Source organism: Streptomyces sp. NBC_00353 (genome assembly GCF_036108815.1).
GTDB lineage: Bacteria > Actinomycetota > Actinomycetes > Streptomycetales > Streptomycetaceae > Streptomyces.
On the sequence record NZ_CP107985.1, the window covers coordinates 9,748,202 to 9,765,950 of the forward strand.

Consider the following 17,749-nt stretch of genomic DNA (forward strand, 5'->3'; position numbering starts at 1 on the left):
GCCATCCGCAGGACAATCCGGCACGCTCCCCGTGGCTGCGGCGCGGCGCCTGTCACCTTCGCCGTCATGTCCTCCACTGCCTCATCCGGCCGCCGATGGGACGGAACACCCGCCCGCCCCCACCGCCAACGTGCCCTGCGCGTCGCCCCCGACAGCCTCACCCGTCTCGTGCGCAGCGCCCAGTCCAGTCGCTGCCGTGACTGCGGTAACCGCATCGACTGGTACACCCGCACCGACAACCGCCCGGTCAGCCTTCACCCGCACGAACTCGACGCCACCGCCGTTCCGGTAGCCAGCCGCTGGCATGTCAGTTCCGGCATCGCCCACCTCGCCGGCGACGGCACCCCCTGGTGCCGCATCCCGCACCTCGCCCTGTGCCCCGCACGCCCCGCCCCCTCCCCGCTCACCCCGCAGGTCGCCGCACTGCGCCGCCACCTCGCCCTGCACACCCGCCGACTCCTCGACGCCGGCACCCTCACCCCATCCACGCCGGACGCAGCCTCACCGGCAACCGCCCTGGAGTCCTGCCGCCCGGCCCGGCCCATCGTCCTGCTCCTGCACACCCGCTACCTCGCGGCCCAGCCTGTTGACACCATCCAGTGTGTAGCCCAGACCCGCCGACGCCACCGCTGCACCCACCCCGTCCTCAGCCCCAGCGCACCGGCCGGCACGTGGACACTCGTCCCCGCCACCACCGGACGCAGGCAACTGGCCCGCACCGGCGGCCTGATGGCCGCCTACGACCTCACCCACCTCACCTACGCGGAACAGCTGCGCTGGCGCCACCAACGCTGCCCCACCACGCCGCCACCCCGGGCGCAGCCGACCTCGCCCTCGCCGAATGGGAACCCTTCGACCCGCTGCTCCACCACCAGCACATCCACAACCGCCTGCCCACGACGGTCCGACACCGCACCCAGGCACGGGCATGAGAACCGCACACCACCACACACAGCCGAACTTCACGGAGACGGTGCTCCAGGAGCCCGTTGCCGCGCACCTGCCCCGCCTAGACCGTGACCCGGGCGTCGGCAGCGCCGTAGCCGAGCGGCCGCAGGGCGCGACATCGCCCTGGAGCGACTTCCGGCCCATGTCACCTCGCAGCAATCGCCGGCCGCTGCCGCACACAAGCTCACCACCCCCCGCAACCGACGGAGTATCAGGGTGCTCAACCTGAATCCCACCGACGAACAGACCGCCGCCGCCGACGCTTTCCATGCCGGCGACCACCTGGCCCTTCAGGCAGGCGCCGGCACCGGCAAGACCAGCACCCTCGCCCTTCTCGCCCACCACACCCGCCGCCGCGGCCGCTACCTCGCCTACAACAAAGCCATCGCCCAGGACGCCGCTGCCCGCTTCCCTTCTACCGTCACCTGCAAAACCGCCCACGCCCTGGCCTATGCGGCTACCGGCTACCACTACGCCCGGCGCCTGAACGCCCCCAGACGCCCCGCCTGGCAGACCGGCCAAGCACTCGGCATCACCAAAACCATCCGCATCGGCGAACGCGACCTGTCACCCAAGGCCCTCTCCTACGCCACCCTGCGCACCGTGACCAGCTTCTGCCACTCCGCCGACCCCACCATCACCCGCCACCACGTCCCCCGCCTGCGCGGCCTCGAAGACCCCGACCTGCACACCCAACTCGCCCAACACATCGTTCCGTTCGCCCGCCGAGCCTGGACCGACCTCCAGCACACAGACGACGGAGCCGTGCGCTTCGACCACGACCACTACCTCAAGATCTGGGCCCTCACCCAGCCCAAAATCAACACCGACTTCCTCCTCCTCGACGAAGCACAGGACACCAACCCCGTGGTCGAGGAAATCTTCCTCAACCAGCGCAGCCACGCCCAACTGGTAATGGTCGGCGACTCCGCACAAGCCATCTACCAATGGCGCGGGGCACGGGACGTGATGACCACCTTCCACGGCACACGACTGGCTTTGTCGAAATCCTTCCGCTTCGGACCCCGTCTTGCGGCCGAAGCCAACCGGTGGCTCACCATCGCCGGCGCGCCCCTGCGCCTCGAGGGAACCGAGACGATCTGCACCGAGATCGGCCCTGTCGAGCAGCCTGAGAGGGCGGTTTGTGAGTCATTGATGCGTTCTGCCGTCACCTGATGGTGTGGGTGGGGGCGGAATCTGCTGGTCCGTGGCCGTTGGTCTGCTGGGGTGGCGGGGTGAGTGAACGCAAGCCGTACCCGAGCGACTTGTCGGACGGGCAGTGGTCGTTGATCGAGCCGGTGATCACGGCGTGGAAGGACCGGCACCGTTCGGTCAGCGGTCACCAGGGCGCCTACGCGATGCGGGAGATCGTGAACGCGATTCTCTACCAGGGCCGGACCGGCTGCCAGTGGGCCTACCTCCCGCACGACCTGCCGCCGAAGAGTGCGACGTACTACTACTTCGCCGCGTGGCGCGACGACGGGACCGACCAGGTCATCCATGAACTCCTGCGCTGCCAGGTACGTGAGAGAGCCCGCCGATTAGAGGACCCGACCCTGGTAGTGCTGGACACGCAGAGCATCCACGTCGCCGCCGGGGTCCCCGCCACCACGACCGGGCGGGACCCGGCGAAACGGGTGCCGGGCCGCAAGCGGGCACTGGCGGTGGATGTTCTGGGCCTGGTCATCGCCGTCATCGTGCTCGCCGCCAGCACGCATGACAACGCCGCGGGTATCGCCCTGCTGGACCAGGTCGCCGAACGCACCGGCGGCACTGTCAGCAAGGCGCTCGTCGATCAGGGCTTCAAGAAGCAGGTCGTCGTGCACGGCTCCGGCATGGGTATCGATGTCGAGATTGTCGAACGCAACCTGCAGGACAGGGGGTTCGTCCCGCAGCCGATCCGGTGGAGGGTCGAGCAGACCTACGGGATCCTGATACTGCACCGGCGCCTGGTCCGTGACTACGAACACCACCCGGCCTCCTCCGCCTCCCGCGTCTACTGGGCGATGACCCACACCATGACCCGCCGGCTCACCGGCACGATCACCCCCACCTGGCGCGACCCGCAGGCCGTGACCGCATGAACATCCAGCCCCTGCTCGAAGCACTGGATGTCCAGGAAGACGCAGCCCGGACCCTGACCGACGACCTCCGAACCCAAGCCGAAGAGCTACAGGCCCGACTACGGGAGGCCGAGACCCACCTCGAGCACCTCGCGATCACCCGAAAGACCGTCACCGCCCTCGCCGACCGGATCCCTACCCAAACCGCCTCGCCGGACCTGCCCGAGCACCCGGACTACCCCCGCATCCTCGCCGTCTTCAACGAGGCCACCGGCCCCCTCCGCGCCCGCGACATCTGCGATGCCCTCGACCACGAACTACTGCCGAAGAACATCGAAGGCACCCGCGCCAAGCTGAAACGCCTGGTCAAACTGGACATCCTCACCGAGGACGACGCCGGCAGCTTCGCCACGAAGCAGTAACGGACCAAGTACCGCGATCGGCAACGCTGATACTGCCTCACCCGAAAACGACACTCCACGAACAGCCTCATGAAAGGTCGGACAAGGCAGGCGTCGAGCGTTACTGCGCACCGCTTGATGGCGATCGAAAGCGGGCCACGATCTGGTGTGCGTACTGATCCTCCGGGCCGAGGTCCTGGACCGCTAGATAGGCCGTCTGGGCTCGATTTGTCTCGCACAAAAGCCGGACAAAGACGTACAGAGCATCACGGTCACCATCTTTGGCGCGGCTGCGCAGCGCGGCCTCCATCCCCCGCTCGCGAAGCGATCTGTTGAGTCTCCGACGTGCATGGACGTCCGTGCGAGCGAGTTCCATGAGTTCCGGGAGCCGTTCCGAACGGGCGAGCAAATCCATGTGCCACAGATGGTTGTTGTGCATGTAGCGATCGGTGGAGTAGCACTCGGCCTGGGCGCTTACCAACGTGATGGCCGCATCCCAATCCCCGAGTTGTTCCGCTGCCCGGGCCTGCTCGAACCACTCCACAGGACAAGTATCGCGTAGCGCCGCCTCGTACAGCGTGGTGGAAGTGGTCGCCGATGAAGGTCCACCAGGCCCGCGCCCGCCACCCCTCATCAAATACTCTCAAACCGCCCTCTGACGCCGTCTTGTGCCGCACCAACGTCGGCGCCATGAACGAAGTCATGCAGCAGCTTGCGGCGGGCCATCGTGTGGCGCTGGTTGGGGGAGGGGAAGCCCTACGCGCCTTGGCCCACGCCGCCAACGACCTGAAGGAGGGCCGCCGCACCTCGCACCCTGAGCTCGTCCTCTTCCCTACCTGGGGCGATCTGCAGGATTATGCCGAACACGATCCGGCCGGTCGCGAGCTTCAGCCGCTGATCGAGCTTGTCGACACACATGGAACCGGGGCCATCCTCGCAGCCGTCAACCGGCTCGATGACGAATCCGACGCAGATGTGACTGTGTCCACTGCCCACAAGGCCAAAGGCCGGGAATGGCACCGGGTAAGAGTGGCCATCGACTTCACCCCGCCCCAGGACAGCGACGAATACGACGAACATGGCCACCCCCTGCCTGGACCCATCGATGGTGCCGAGGCCCGTCTCGCCTACGTCGCGGTCACCCGGGCCCGCAACCGCCTGGACGTTGGTGGTCTGTCATGGATCAATGCTCATCCCGACGGGCAGACGGCATAAGCATATTGACCCGCCATTCGTTTGGACCATCTGATCGTTGGTCTGCGCATGCCGTTGGCCGACGCGCGGTGTGCGCGGATCGAGCCGTTACTCCCGGACCGGACCCCGAAGCGGGGCGGGCGGTGGCGGCACCAGGGTCGCAGCGGGTGCACCTGTACCGCGGGCCGGGCAGGCAGCGGGCCCTCCTCGGCTCAGCTGCGTGCGAAGTCGAGCAGGTCGCTGTTGAACTGTTCGGCGAATACGGGCACCATCGACAGGCCGTGAGGGGCGCCGGGGTAGACCTTGAAGGTTGCGTCCTTGACGAGCTTGGACGACTTGTTGCCCGAGGCCACGATCGGAACGATCTGGTCGTCGTCGCCATGTGCGATCAGGGTGGGGACATCGAACTTCTTCAAGTCCTCGGTGAGGTCCGTCTCGGAGAATGCCTTGATGCAGTCGTAGGCGCCCTTGATGCCCACCGACATCGACCAGAGCCAGAACTCGTCGCGGGTGCCCTGGGTGACGGTCGATCCCTCGCGATTGGCGCCGTAGAACGCTGCGCTGAGATCCTTGTAGAACTGTGAACGGTCCTTCGCGACGCCCGCTCGGATCTCGTCGAAGACCTCGATCGGCAGTCCTTCGGGGTTCGCTTCGGCTTTGAGCATCAGCGGGGGAATCGCGCTGAGCAGCACAGCTTTGGCCACCCGGCCGGAGCCGTGCTTGCCGAGGTAGCGTGTGACCTCGCCCCCGCCGGTTGAGTGTCCGACCAGGATGGCGTCGCGCAGGTCGAGCGTTTCGATGAGCGATGCCAGGTCGTCGGCGTAGGTGTCGAGGTTATTTCCGTCCCAGGTCTGGCCGGAGCGTCCGCCGCCGCGCCGGTCGTGGGCGATGGCCCGGAAACCATTGTCCGCCATCAGTTTCAGCTGGGGGTCCCACGCATCGGCGATCAGTGGCCAGCCGTGGGAGAACACGACCGGCTGGCCCGATCCCCAGTCCTTGTAGAAGATCTCTGTTCCGTCTTTGGCGGTGACGAAGGGCATGGTGCGAGTCCTTTCGGACATATCCAGAACACGGTGCTTCGGCGGAGTTCTATGCCAGGCCTGAACATGAACTTCCTGCCCACTGTGCCGTGATCGCCGACCAGCAGTAGACGTACGGAGAATCGACGGGGATGGCAGCAGCGAAAGGTGACCGGAGGAGGATGTCGTCCCAATCACGCTACCCGAGAAGCGGTATATCGGCGCGCCGCCCAGACCAGTGTTCCCCTGCCACAGGACATCGAGCGATTGCGTTCCCGCAGCCGCGTCGCGAGGCGGCGGCCACCTTGTATTGAGGGCCAACATGTTTCTTGCCCAAGGAACGCACCCTCCTTGCCGAGGTCTTCCCGAATGGGGCCCCCGCCGTGTGGTCGGCTGGACGACCGCCGAGCATCTGAGGCTGGGGATCGACTTGGTCGCCGACGCTCTCAAAGCCGCATCGCCGCTAGCGCCGCGGGGTGAGGGCGACCATGGCTGCTGAGTGGGCGGTTGGAGCTGCAGCAGGCGTTGCGGAAGATGCGCCAGCGTTGTAGAAGTCCGCCACGGTCCGCCTAGTGTTGTCCTGCTGGTTTGCTCCCAACTTCGTCGGGCCTCACTACTTCGATCGAGGCGCTCTCACGCCGTCTCCCTGGAGAAAGCAAGCCCGTTGAGGCGCCTTGGTTGCTAGGACCTGGGAATCAGGTCCAAAGGCTGATCGCGGACATGATCATTGACGGACACCTGGCGGCGGATGCTCCAGCCGATGGCGATCGCCGCAAGGAGAAGTCGCGAAAAGCGGCAGACGTGGGCCCTCAACACCACTTGAACGGTCCCGCTCTGATCGGCGGGTGGCCCTGCGACCCAGGCCCTATGCGGTTGACTCCCACACGCTCGGCGCGAAAGACGTCGGCAATGGCTCTGCACGCCCCACGGGCCAGGGTTGCCGCTCGTCGCGGACGGGGTCGAACACGCCGAACATCGCGCCGCAGGGCGGCCTCACGCGCGTCGGGTCAGGGGCGAGGGAGGCTCAACAACGCGGTGCGGCCGATCTGCATGAGTGCCGAGGCGTCCATGTCGGTCTTGGCGAGGAACTCGATTCCCTGTAGGACCGCGAGCAGCAGGTTGCCCATTTCCTGCGGATCGGCACCTTTGGCCAGGTCGCCTTCCCGTTGTGCATCCTTCACACAGGCGGCCAAAAGGTCTTGTGCCTCCTGATAGGTCGCCCGGGCGCGAGAGACCACTTCGGACTCCTGGCCGTGCAGTTCGGAGGTGCTGTTGGCCAAGAAGCACCCGCGGCGGCAGGCATCATTCGCGTAACCGCCAGCGGCGCCGTCGAGGAGGCGCCCTAGGCGCTCCAGCCCCGAACCAGGTCCGGTGAGTATCTGCCGGACGCTGTCGAGCTGCTCCCTGCGATAGTCGTCCAGTGTGCGCAGGAAGAGCTGGCGTTTGTCGCCGAACGCCCCGTACAGGCTTCCTTTGCCCAGTCCGGTGGCTGACATGAGGTGTTCCAGCGATGTAGCCGTATAGCCCCGGTTCCAGAACTGCTCGCGCGCGGACTGTAGAACCTGGTTCTCATCAAAGCTTCGGGGGCGCGCCATCCGCCCACTCTAACAGTTCTTGACTTTTCAGTCCATTTGCATGAGGGGTCGCTCCCGAGGGTTCCGGTCGGTCGCCCGGCATGAGTTTCCACGGTGGTTCGCCGACGGCGAGGGGATGAAGGATCTGCCTACGACTCGGTGGTTCTGCCCTTATCGGCGGTCTACCGGTGCCTTCGGCGCGCGGTCACCTCCCAGATCGTGATCAAGAGGAGGAAGGGCTGCTGGGAGCCCGCTGTGGAGAGGTGGAAAAGATGCCGGGGGGCAACGTGGCGATCAGTGGTTGGCCTGGGCGTTTCCGAGTGCGATGAGTACCTCTCGCGCATGGGCCGTCTCAGCAATGTCGCTTAGCGAGAGAAGTCTCACGAGATGGCCGTCGTCCACGACAGGTAGACGGTGCAGTGCATGGTCGCACATCAATGCAGCGGCCTCGCAGAGAGTGGTATCGGAGGTGACGGTTACCAGGGCTCCGGACGCGGCTTGTTGGGCCGTTGCGCTTCCCGCGATCACACCTTCGGCAGTGACGCGGACCGTGATGTCGCGGTCCGTGATCAAGCCGTGAAGAATGCCGTCATGGACGACGAGGACGCAGCCCACGTTGGCGTCACGCATACAGGCGGCAACCGAAGTCAGAGCGGTGTAGGGCGGTACGGTAACGACGTCGCTGGTCATCGCGTCTCGAACCAGGTTCACAGGCTCCTCCTGTCGTAAGCGGTTTCAACCACGATGTGGCACACAGGGATGTCCTGAAGTGTGCGGGTATCCGGCGGCCTTCGACGGAACTTTCCGGCGATGATCCACAGGGGGGCACCGAAGTCTCGGCTGTCTGGACGAGAGAAATCCGAGGCAGAGTTTGCGATGCGACGGTCCGGCCATGGTCGCTGGCTTCGCGATCTGTACGACGTGTAAACCGCGAACATGATCCCCGGATCGCTGTGCAGGGCCGGTCATGCTTGCCCCTTTGCGTCGGCTGCACCGACATAAGCATCCTTGAGCGGGCAGGGAGCCCATGACTCTTGCGGTCAACCGAACTTCCCCTGGTGTTTGCCATGTTGGCCGAACAATGTACTTGCATTCCGAAGGAAAGCTTTCCCAATTTTCCCACTGTTGCTGAGGTCTCGCCATGTGTGCCCCACTTGGCATCAATAGCGCTGCGTCCACGATCAACAATCTTTGGAGTTGTTCGGCGGCGGATGCCTGCAGGTCGGAGTGGAGTCGCTGGGGAGTAGATGCTGCAGTCCGTGCGGGGCGGCGCACTTGGCTAGCCGCTACCGTTCTTGCTCCCCGCTGGGCCGAATAGGACGCCCAAACCACCGACCACGCACCGGAATCGGCGGTCAGATCCCAGTCAGCCGCATCACCAACCTGCCCGGACAACACACCTAGCCTCGCCGTTTCACTTGGTGTGGGGCCGGGTTCTGTGCGGTAACGCGAAAGTGCCTTCTGAGCTGGGACGATGAACCTTGTCGAGGGGTTCTGTCGGTCCAGGCGGAAGGCACTTTCTGCGTGCAGGTGCGACACGAGGTCGCGTGTGTTGAGTGGATGCTTTTGGAGAGGGGGTCGGCGATGTTGCCGACAACAGGGTAATCCCGGGTTCGTGTCCGATGATCCGTTCCCACCTGGACGTGCGTCGCTGGTAACGGCGGGGTGCGAAGCTCCGGGGAGAAGCCCAAGCGCCGCCGTTCCACCCGGTGGCAACAGGCAAGGGAAAGACCGGGCGGGCGAACACCCGTGAACCCTCGATGACGTCTCGTGAAGAAAAGCCCTGCCGGTGGGACGCGACAGCAGGGTGCAGGGCGGGCCGCTGAAACGCGGCAGGCGCCGGGCGGATCTGCATGCCGCCCGGGAGGACACCGCCGCCCCGGGATATAGAGGGCGCCCAATCCGGTCGCATCTCGCACACGCGGAACGTGGAAACCCCGACGGAGGCCGCCGCTCTCGGATGGGCGGCGGTGGGCCGACCGTGAGGAAGGCTGATGTCTCCGGCGGGACAGGACGGCTCAAGAAGCGAAGGCCGGCAGGCCGAAAGGTCAGAGGAAACCGGGACAGCACGAGTGGCGGCCTCTCCGCCACCATCCCGGCCAACTCGCCGGATACCGGGCAGGTTTCCGGGTCCGAAAGGACGCTGACGTGAGCCGGGTGAGTCTGTGAGGAGGGACGATGACGACAGGGACAGCACCGAAGGACAAGTTGGACGCCGCGGCCACGGCTGGGGTGAACGGACCGGAGGGCGACTTCTTCGCGGACTGGGACAGTATCGACTGGGACCAGGCGGAGAAGAACGTACGCCGCCTGCGTCAGCGCATCTTCACGGCATCGAGGGACGGTGACCTGGCGAAAGTCAGGAACCTGCAGAAACTGATGCTCCGGAGCCTGAGCAACACGCTGGTCAGCGTGCGCCGGGTGACGGAGGTCAACGCCGGACGGAAGACAGCGGGGATCGACGGTCAGGTCGTGCTGACCGCCCCGGGCAAGGCAGAGTTGGTGCGCTTCATCCAGCAGCGCGGAAGTATCTGGCAGGCCCGTCCGGTCCGGCGAGTTTTCATCCCGAAGGCAGGGGGACGCAAACGGCGCCCACTAGGAATTCCCGTGATCATCGATAGGGCTCATCAGGCCCGCGCGTCGGCGGCGCTGGAACCCGAGTGGGAGGCACGCTTCGAGGCGAGGTCATACGGCTTCCGCCCGGGCCGGGGCTGTCACGACGCGATCGGGGTCATCTACAACACGCTCAACGGCAAGAACCCGCAACGCGTGTGGATCCTGGACGCCGACCTGGCGGCGGCATTCGACCGCATTGACCACGACCGGCTTCTGGCCCGGCTCGGCACCTTCCCCGCACGGGGACTGGTCCGGCAATGGCTGAAGGCCGGGGTGGTGGAACGCGGCCGAGTCACTGCGACGCAGGAGGGAACTCCTCAAGGCGGGGTGATCAGCCCAGTGCTGTTGAACGTTGCCCTGCATGGGATGGAGGCGGCTGCGGGTGTGCGGTATTACCCTCCGGGCCGACGGCCCGGAGAGATCATGCCGGACGCCCCGGTGCTGGTCAGATACGCCGACGACCTGGTGGCGATGTGCCACAGCCGCGAAGCGGCTGAGCAGGTCAAGGCCCAGCTTGCCGATTGGCTCGCGCCCCGGGGGCTGGTCTTCAACGAGGACAAGACACGTATCGTCCACGCGGAGACCGGTTTTGACTTCCTGGGGTTCAACGTGCGCCGTTACCGATGCGACAAGTTGCTGATCAAGCCCAGTAAAGCAGCCGTCAGGCGGATCCGGGCCAGGTTGCGCGAGGAGGTCCGTGCCCTGCGGGGCGCGGAAACTCTCGCCATCTTGCGGGCGGTCAACCCGATCGTTCGCGGGTGGTCGGCCTATTACCGGACGGTGGTGTCCAAGGAGGTCTTCGCCTCACTGGACTCCTATCTGTGGCAACTCACCTACCAGTGGGCTCTGCACAGGCACCCGAAGAAGTCGAAGCACTGGATCACCAGCCGGTACTTCGGCCGATTCAACACCGCCCGGGAAGACAGATGGGTATTCGGCCACCGCGACAACGGTGCCTACCTCGTCAAGTTCGCCTGGACGAAAATCATCCGGCACCAGTTGGTGAAGGGCACCTCGTCCCCAGACGATCCGGCCCTGACCGACTACTGGGCCAACCGGCGGCGCAGAAGCGCACCGCTGCCACTGGACCGGGCCACGATGCGTCTGCTCCAGACGCAAATGGGCCGCTGCCAGTGCTGCGGGCAACTGCTTCTGCATTCCGACCAGCCCCCACAGTCCCCAACCGGGTGGGAGCAATGGCTCCGCACCACCCGGAAAGCGATGAAGGCACGACACATCGCCTACCAGGGGACGAAGACGCCGGACGGGGCTCAACTCCGCCTTGCTCATGCCTCATGCCTCCGACGCCGGAAGGTGTCAGGCAACGGAAATTCTGCATAGTCCCAAGAGCCTTCAGGACTTGCTTGAGCCGTATGCGCGGACAACGTGCACGTACGGTTCTGAGGGGGCGAGGGCGCCGAAATGCGCCCTCGCTACCCGACGGTATCGGTTCGCGTCCCAAGCTCCATGTCTCTGCTGACGGTGCCGGGGTGGTTGGTCACGCCGGGGCACGGTTGCTGGCTGATCTCGCCGATGCCACCGAACTGACCAGCGCGTACTCCACCGCGTTAGGACCACTTCGGCGACGCGGCACTGGTCACGACCCGGGCCGGATCGCCACCGACCTCGCGGTGATGCTGGCTGATGGCGGGGAAGCCATCACGGATCTGGCCGTGCTGCGGGACCAGGGCGAGGTGTTCGGCCCGGTCGCCTCGACACCGACGGCCTGGCGGCTGCTCGCCGACATCGACGAGACCGGACTCGCTCGGCTGCGAGCGGCCCGGGCCCAGGCACGGGAAGTGGCCTGGCTGCAGGCCGCCGAGACCCGCTGCGGAATACCGGCGGCAAAAGCCGGCGGACGAGAACTGCCCGGCCTGGTCCTGGACCTCGACGCCACGCTGGTGACCTGCCACTCCGAGAAGGACCAAGCCGCACCCACCTATAAAGGCGGCTTCGGATTCCACCCTCTGGTGTGTTTCCTGGCCAACACCGGCGAGGGCATGTCCGGGCGGCTGCGGCCCGGCAACGCCGGAGCCAACACCGCCGCCGATCACATCGCGGTGCTGGACGACGCTCTCGCGCAGATCCCCGACAACCACCGGCACGGCACCGACATCCTCGTCCGCACCGACAGCGCCGGATCGGCGAAAGCCTTCCTCGCCCACGTCCGAGACATGCGGATACGAGGAATCCGCACCTTCTTCTCGGTCGGATACGCGGTCACTGAACCGGTCCGCCGCGCGATCCGGGCCCTGCCCGAACAGGTCTGGCACCCCGCCCTGGACCAGGACGGAACACTGCGTGCCGGCGCCACGGTTGCCGAGCTGACCGGCATGGTCGACCTTGCCGGCTATCCGGACGGCACCCGCATCATCGTGCGCCGCGAGCGCCCGCACCCCGGAGCCCAACTGTCCCTCTTCGACCAGGACGAGGGCCTGCGGCACCAGGTCTTCCTCACCGACACACCGTTCGCCAGCGGGGGCTCCGCCCAGTTTCTGGAGGTCCGCCACCGCGGGCATGCCACCGTCGAGGACCACATCAGGTGCGGCAAGACCACCGGCTTCGGCCGCTTCCCCTCCCGCCACTTCCTGGTCAACGCCGCTTGGCTCGAACTCAGTCTCGCGGCGATCGACCTTCTCGCCTGGACCCGCGTCCTCCTGCTGGACGGCGATCTCGCCACCGCCGAACCCAAGAAACTGCGCTACCGAATCCTGCACGTCGCCGCCCGGATCACCCGCGGCGGCCGCCGCCTGCGCTTGCGGATCTCGGCGACCTGGCCCTGGAGACATGAACTCACGGCCGCATTCCACCGCCTGGCCGCCCTGCCTCGCCCCGCCACCTGAGCGACCGCCCTCTGATCACCCGCGACCCGAAGGACCTTGGAGAACCCGGCCCACCGCGCCGGGCCCTCACCATGCCCACCGACCGACACCGCTCCAAACGACCCCGCTCAGCCAGCCATCAGCCGCAACTGAAACGGCGAGGCTAGACGGCCTTAGCTCGGCAGGCGAGCCTCACCGAGGTGACAACCGCTTCAGTCTTCTTGTTGGGCACAAGTGGTCTTGGATGGTGCCCGTGAAGCTTGCGGCACCCTGATCTCCGCACGGAGCCGCCATCGCCATGGTGCTGTACGTCATGACATCTCAGGTGTGACGGTCAGGGCGGCAGAGGCGCTGTCGGAGGGTGTGCTGCGGGGGGTCATACGCAAGGCGGTCAGTGCGCCGACGAAAGCCACGGCGGCAATGGTCCACCGCGCGAGCGTGAAGGCCGCGTGTGTGGCGGTATAGGTGTGGGGGACACTGACAAGCGCGATCAAGATGCTTACTCCCAGGACTGCTCCCAGTTGGCGGCTCATGTTGACGATTGCGCTGCCGGTGGCAGCACGGTTGTTGGGGAGGTCGGCCGTGGCCGCGGCCAGGATGGTGGGCAGGGCCAGACCCACGCCCATGCCACTCAGCAGCCAGCCCGGCAGCGCCTGCGTGAGGTAGGCAGGCTGAGCGCCCAGGCTCAGTTGCAGCACGATGATGCCGGTGCCGAAGAGGGCCGATCCCACCGCGGTGATCCAGCCGGCCGGCACTTTGTGAGCGACAGCTTGGGCGAGGGAGGCGAACAGCGGCACCATCAGGGGTCCCGGGGTGATTGCCATGCCGGTCCTGAGCGCCGAGTAGCCCCATACCTCTTGCAGCCACATGACGGTGGCGAGCAGGCCGGCGGCGAACGCGGCTGTGAAGGCCAAGGCGGTGGCGTTGGACCAGGCGAATGAGGGCACGCGCAGGAGCGCCGGTTCCACCACGGGGGAGGTGTGGCGTAGGGAGCGGCGCCAGAAGACAGCCATGCCCGTGAGAGTCAGCCCCAGACATACAGCGGTCCTGGGGCTGTCCCAGCCCCAGGAAGGCGCTTGGACCAGCCCGAGAGCTAGGACGCTGATACAGGCCAGAAGAACAGCGGCGCCTGGGAGGTCCGGCAGCCGGGTGTCCACGTCGTGTCGGCTGGCGGGCAGCGAAGGAAGCGCCAACAGGAAGGCAGCAGCGCCGATCGGCACGTTGACCAGGAAGATCCAGCGCCACGAGGCCTCGGCAAGGAGGCCTCCAACGACAGGTCCTGCGGCGGCCGCGAGACCGCCTGTGGCAGCCCAGACGCGCACTGCTCGCTCTTTCCGGTCGGCGGGCGTGGCAGTGAGGAGCAAGCCGAGGCTCGTGGGAGTGAGCAGGGCGGCGCCCATTGCCTGTATTCCCCGAAAGGCGACCAGGGGCCACAGACTGTCGCTCAAGGCGCATGCGGCGCTGGCGGCGGTGAATACGGCCAGGCCACTCAGGAAGCCCGCCTTTTGCCCGAAGCGGTCAGCCAGGCGTCCCAGGGGAACCAGAAGGGCCGCATACAGGATCGCGTAGGCGTTGAGGATCCAGCTCAGGTCGGCCAGCGAACTGTCTGGGAACTCTTGCCCGATGTCCGAGAAGGCAACGTTGACGATGAACAGGTCCAAGCTGGCCATGAACGCGGCAACGCAAAGCACCGGCAGTACCCAGGCGGTCTTGCCCGTCTGGCTTTGATTTTCCATAGCCAGACGCTACCCATCCGGCTATGGCCGACGCAAGCCAGATGGGTAGCGAACTCGCTGTCCGCTCGTCACGTGGACGGCTCAAGGCGCCGCCAGCTGGCCGGCCCTCTCCCCGCGCGCTGAGTGCCTCGGTACGCGGGACGCCGATGTGTGGCCTTCCCGGCCGGTGTGACGGTGGTGGCGTGGTGTTCGCCCTTGCCGGCGTCCAGGCCGAGGAAGACGTCGGTGTCGCCGGTGTCGATCACGTGCAGGCCTCTCCATCGCGCCCTCGTCTGGCCTGCCACGGCACCGAGCTGCCACATCCACGTTGCGGAGAGCTCCTCCGGCCTGGGTGAAGCCGGTGCTCAAGCCCCTCATCGGCGGTCCGTCGATGCTTCGGACCCGGCGGCACCCCCCTGGATCATCAACAACAGGAGGGGGAAGTCACGCCGCACCCGAAGGCCGGAGGCGCCATTGCGGAGCCACGAAAACGGTAACGGGGGCCGTACCCGACTCGCGCCGGATGTTGCCGCGGCGATCGAGCACTGCCAGCCGGTCTTCTGGAGGCGGTCACGTTGGCCGCCCACCGTGCAGGCTGCGCGGCCAACGGGGAGCGAGGCGTCCGACGTTGCCGAAGGCAACGTTGACGAAGGCGGCCGTGTGTAACACCGGTAGATCCCAGCCAACCATGTTTGGCTTCTGCTATCCATGGCCAGGGCGCTAATGGCCTGAGTAGGGAAATCTCAAGCCAGCGTTAGTCTTGGCGCATGTCGACAGAAGCTGCACACCTAGACGGACCGGTGGCGGACCGGGACGGCTGGATCACTGACCGTTGCTCCCTTGACCGCGCTGTGCGCGCGGTCGGCAGTCGCTCCGCAATGCTGCTGATACGCGAGGCCTTCTACGGCACTCGGCGCTTTGACGACTTCGCGCATAGGGCGGGCATTTCCGAAGCTGTCGCTGCCTCGCGCCTGCGCGAACTCGTGGCTGTCGGTGTTCTTGAGCGTCGCCCCTACCAGGAGCCTGGCACGCGCACCCGACATGAGTACGCGCTCACGAAGAGAGGCCGCGACCTGTTCCCTGTGGCCTTGGCTCTCATTCAGTGGGGCGACCGTTACCTCGCCGACCCGGCCGGACCACCACTCCTTTTCACTCACCACAACTGCAGCACGCCGCTCAGGGCAGGCGTCACCTGTGAGGCGGGGCATGAGGTTCCACTCGGCGAGGTTGGCGTCGCCTTTGCGCCGAACAAGTTGAACGGATCAGACCTCAGCTCTGCTTCCACGCTCTCGGAGGGCGGGGAGACGGCAAACGACGATTAGGCCCTATTAGCTGTCTTCAAAGATCATGCGGGTGGTGGATTCTGGTGTGGTACGTCGACATGAACTCACAGACCAGGAATGGGAGTTACTGGCTCCCCTCGTACCCCTGGCCGTGACCGGAAGGCCTCGGGTTGACGACCGCCAGGTCATCAACGGCATGGTCTACAAGATCCGCACCGGCATCACCTGGCGTGACTTGCCCGAACGCTACGGCTCGTGGAAAACGGTCAGTAGTTCATTGAGGGTGATTGCCGGGTCCACAAGGTCTCGATTGCCGCCTGGGTCTGTTGACCGGCCGACGGGTGGGTTGGGACAAAAACCCGATGCAGGGTGTCGGACGGTGTCCGGCCCTTGCCTGCCTGAGTCGGCGTCTTTGGGCGGCAGGGCCGACCCGTCACATTGTGGCGTCCACTGCCTCCCTCGTCAGAAGAGGTTGAAGCCGTGGGCATGTGCCCAGTTGGTGGCCCGGCTGGTGAAGGCGCGGGCGGCGGCACTTTGGTACGTGCTTTCACGATGCAGGAGTGTGACGGTGCGGGAGGGGAGTGCGGGGGAGAGGGGGATGGGGGCCAAGTGGGGATGGCCGCGGGTGATCGCGTCGGGTAGGACGGTCGCGAGCGGGGTGCGGGTCACGATTTCGGTGAGTGCGTTGATGGAGTTGGCCTCCAGTGCGATCCGTGGCTGCACGTGGTGTTCCGCGAGGTGCTGGTCGATGTGCTGGCGGGTGGCGAAGTCACCGCTGAGCAGGGCGAGATGGCGTTCGCGAAGGTCGGTGATGGGCAGGGGGCCGCGCCTTTGGATGTCGGGGTGATAGGGGCCGACGACGAGGCTGAGGGTCTCGATGAACAGTGCGGTGGCCTCGATGCCCGGGTGATGGGCGCCCAGGAAGGCGATGCCGAGATCAATCCGATCGCCGAGCAGGTCGGCTTCGATGCGGGTCTGGGGCATCTCTCGCACGTCCAAGGTGATGCCCGGATAGCGGGCATAGAAGTCGGCGACGAGGGGGCCCGTGAGGTAGGCCGTAAAGGTAGGGGTGACAGCGAGGCGTAGGTGCCCACGGGAGAGGTTCTGCACGTCCAGCACCGCCTGCTCGCCGGCCGCAAGGTCCTGTAGCGCGCGCTGGGCGTAATGGGCGTAAGCGGTCCCGGCGTCAGTGAGGCGTACTGTGCGGCCAGTACGGTCCAACAACTGGACACCGAGGGCTTTTTCCAGCTGCCGGACCTGCTGAGACAGGGTGGGTTGCGAGATGCGCAGGCCCTCGGCGGCGCGGGTGAAGTTCCCGTGCTCGGCCACTGCGAGCAGGTATCGCAGATGGCGCAGTTCAGGCTTCACACCCATCATTATAGATGCGGTCGATGGAACTCAGTGGTAATGAGTCTTGGACGCTATAAGGGCAGCTCGTGCACAGTGAATGGGGTAGACCTCATCGGCAAACCACCGGAAGGAGCACGGCATGCGTCATCTCGCCGAGGGCATCACCCGCTTTCAGCGGGAGGTCTTCCCCGCCAAGGCAGGGCTCCTCGCTCAGCTGGCCACCACCCACCAGCCCAGCACGCTGTTCATCGGCTGCTCTGACGCCCGTGTCATCCCCGAGCTGATCACCCAGGCCGATCCCGGCGAGCTGTTCGTCATCCGCACTGCCGGCAACCTCGTCCCCCTCTACACCTCCGGCGCCGACGGCATCGTCGCCAGCATCGAGTACGCCATTGCCGTCCTGGGAGTGAAGGACATTATTGTCTGTGGACACTCAGCATGCGGTGCAATGACCGCTCTCGCCCAAGGCCATGACCTGACCGACACCCCGGCCATCGCCGACTGGCTGCGCCAAGCGGCTGCCGCCCGGGACCTCAACGCACCCGCCGGAAGCAGGCAGACAGTCGCCGCATTGGTACGGGAAAACGTCGCCGTCCAGCTGGCGAATCTGGCCACACACCCCTCGGTGGCTCATGCGCTGGCCAAGGACAGTGTGCGGTTGCACGGCTGGGTCTTCGACATCCCAACTGGAACCGTCGAGGAACTCGACGCCGGGCCGCACCGCTCCCTCGTGGCCTGACCCCCCGGCCCAGTCTGGCCGATCC

General features: G+C 66.2%; 14 protein-coding genes and 3 pseudogenes. 10 read left to right on the plus strand and 7 right to left on the minus strand.

The window, feature by feature from the left end; translation table 11 throughout:
- Window positions 1-66: 66 nt before the first annotated feature.
- The 4 genes and pseudogenes from OHA88_RS43970 (at window position 67) to OHA88_RS43985 (ending at window position 3,433) form a co-directional block, all read left to right on the plus strand.
- A complete protein-coding gene (locus OHA88_RS43970; protein WP_328623706.1) occupies window positions 67-1,020 on the plus strand; it encodes a DUF6083 domain-containing protein in 954 nt (317 codons plus the stop codon).
- Between the two features lie 153 nt (window positions 1,021-1,173).
- A pseudogene (locus OHA88_RS43975) lies at window positions 1,174-2,100 on the plus strand (UvrD-helicase domain-containing protein); the annotation flags it as partial.
- An 83-nt stretch (window positions 2,101-2,183) separates the two neighbouring features.
- Window positions 2,184-3,032 carry an IS5 family transposase gene (locus OHA88_RS43980; protein ID WP_267007542.1) on the plus strand — a complete coding sequence of 283 codons (849 nt, stop codon included), beginning with the start codon at window positions 2,184-2,186 and terminating at the stop codon, window positions 3,030-3,032.
- On the plus strand, window positions 3,029-3,433 hold the full coding sequence (locus tag OHA88_RS43985; RefSeq protein WP_327129827.1) for a hypothetical protein: 405 nt from the start codon (window positions 3,029-3,031) through the stop codon (window positions 3,431-3,433). Before OHA88_RS43980 ends, OHA88_RS43985 begins: the two co-directional genes overlap by 4 nt.
- Window positions 3,434-3,533: 100 nt before the next feature.
- Here OHA88_RS43985 and OHA88_RS43990 read toward each other — a convergent pair whose 3' ends face one another.
- Entirely contained in the window at window positions 3,534-3,956 is a 423-nt protein-coding gene (locus OHA88_RS43990; protein ID WP_328623705.1) for a hypothetical protein, read from the minus strand.
- Window positions 3,957-4,069: 113 nt separating this feature from the next.
- On the opposite strand from OHA88_RS43990, the pseudogene OHA88_RS43995 reads away from it, so the two are divergent.
- Window positions 4,070-4,627, plus strand: a pseudogene (locus OHA88_RS43995) (3'-5' exonuclease); the annotation flags it as partial.
- Between the two features lie 191 nt (window positions 4,628-4,818).
- Here the strand turns inward: OHA88_RS43995 and OHA88_RS44000 are convergent.
- The 3 genes from OHA88_RS44000 to OHA88_RS44010 all read right to left on the minus strand — a co-directional run bounded on the left by OHA88_RS44000 (window position 4,819) and on the right by OHA88_RS44010 (window position 7,910).
- Window positions 4,819-5,646: an alpha/beta fold hydrolase gene (locus OHA88_RS44000; RefSeq protein ID WP_328623704.1), complete on the minus strand. Its 828-nt coding sequence runs from the start codon at window positions 5,644-5,646 to the stop codon at window positions 4,819-4,821.
- A gap of 986 nt (window positions 5,647-6,632) precedes the next feature.
- A complete protein-coding gene (locus tag OHA88_RS44005; RefSeq protein WP_328623703.1) occupies window positions 6,633-7,220 on the minus strand; it encodes a TetR/AcrR family transcriptional regulator in 588 nt (195 codons plus the stop codon).
- Window positions 7,221-7,493: 273 nt separating this feature from the next.
- Entirely contained in the window at window positions 7,494-7,910 is a 417-nt protein-coding gene (locus OHA88_RS44010; protein WP_328623702.1) for a CBS domain-containing protein, read from the minus strand.
- A gap of 1,467 nt (window positions 7,911-9,377) precedes the next feature.
- On the opposite strand from OHA88_RS44010, the gene ltrA reads away from it, so the two are divergent.
- Both ltrA and OHA88_RS44020 read left to right on the plus strand, forming a co-directional pair.
- Entirely contained in the window at window positions 9,378-11,156 is a 1,779-nt protein-coding gene (gene ltrA / locus OHA88_RS44015; protein ID WP_328623701.1) for a group II intron reverse transcriptase/maturase, read from the plus strand.
- Window positions 11,157-11,260: 104 nt separating this feature from the next.
- Window positions 11,261-12,658, plus strand: coding sequence for an IS1380 family transposase (locus OHA88_RS44020; protein ID WP_328629542.1), 1,398 nt, complete (start codon window positions 11,261-11,263; stop codon window positions 12,656-12,658).
- 290 nt (window positions 12,659-12,948) lie between these two features.
- Here OHA88_RS44020 and OHA88_RS44025 read toward each other — a convergent pair whose 3' ends face one another.
- Both OHA88_RS44025 and OHA88_RS44030 read right to left on the minus strand, forming a co-directional pair.
- Window positions 12,949-14,373, minus strand: a complete 1,425-nt coding sequence (locus tag OHA88_RS44025; RefSeq protein ID WP_313934998.1) for an MFS transporter — start codon at window positions 14,371-14,373, stop codon at window positions 12,949-12,951.
- 68 nt (window positions 14,374-14,441) lie between these two features.
- Window positions 14,442-14,618, minus strand: a complete 177-nt coding sequence (locus OHA88_RS44030) for a hypothetical protein (RefSeq protein WP_313941832.1) — start codon at window positions 14,616-14,618, stop codon at window positions 14,442-14,444.
- Between the two features lie 501 nt (window positions 14,619-15,119).
- Between OHA88_RS44030 and OHA88_RS44035 the strand changes: the two genes are divergently transcribed.
- The gene (locus tag OHA88_RS44035; protein WP_328623700.1) at window positions 15,120-15,674 is read left to right on the plus strand and encodes a winged helix-turn-helix transcriptional regulator; all 555 of its coding nucleotides are present in this window, start codon (window positions 15,120-15,122) and stop codon (window positions 15,672-15,674) included.
- A 46-nt stretch (window positions 15,675-15,720) separates the two neighbouring features.
- Window positions 15,721-15,906, plus strand: a pseudogene (locus tag OHA88_RS44040) (transposase); the annotation flags it as partial.
- Between the two features lie 191 nt (window positions 15,907-16,097).
- On the opposite strand, the gene cynR reads toward OHA88_RS44040, so the two are convergent.
- Window positions 16,098-17,003 carry a transcriptional regulator CynR gene (gene cynR, locus OHA88_RS44045; RefSeq protein WP_328623699.1) on the minus strand — a complete coding sequence of 302 codons (906 nt, stop codon included), beginning with the start codon at window positions 17,001-17,003 and terminating at the stop codon, window positions 16,098-16,100.
- 121 nt (window positions 17,004-17,124) lie between these two features.
- Here cynR and OHA88_RS44050 point away from each other — a divergent pair, with 121 nt between their 5' ends.
- Window positions 17,125-17,724, plus strand: coding sequence for a carbonic anhydrase (locus OHA88_RS44050; RefSeq protein WP_313934995.1), 600 nt, complete (start codon window positions 17,125-17,127; stop codon window positions 17,722-17,724).
- Window positions 17,725-17,749: the final 25 nt, after the last annotated feature.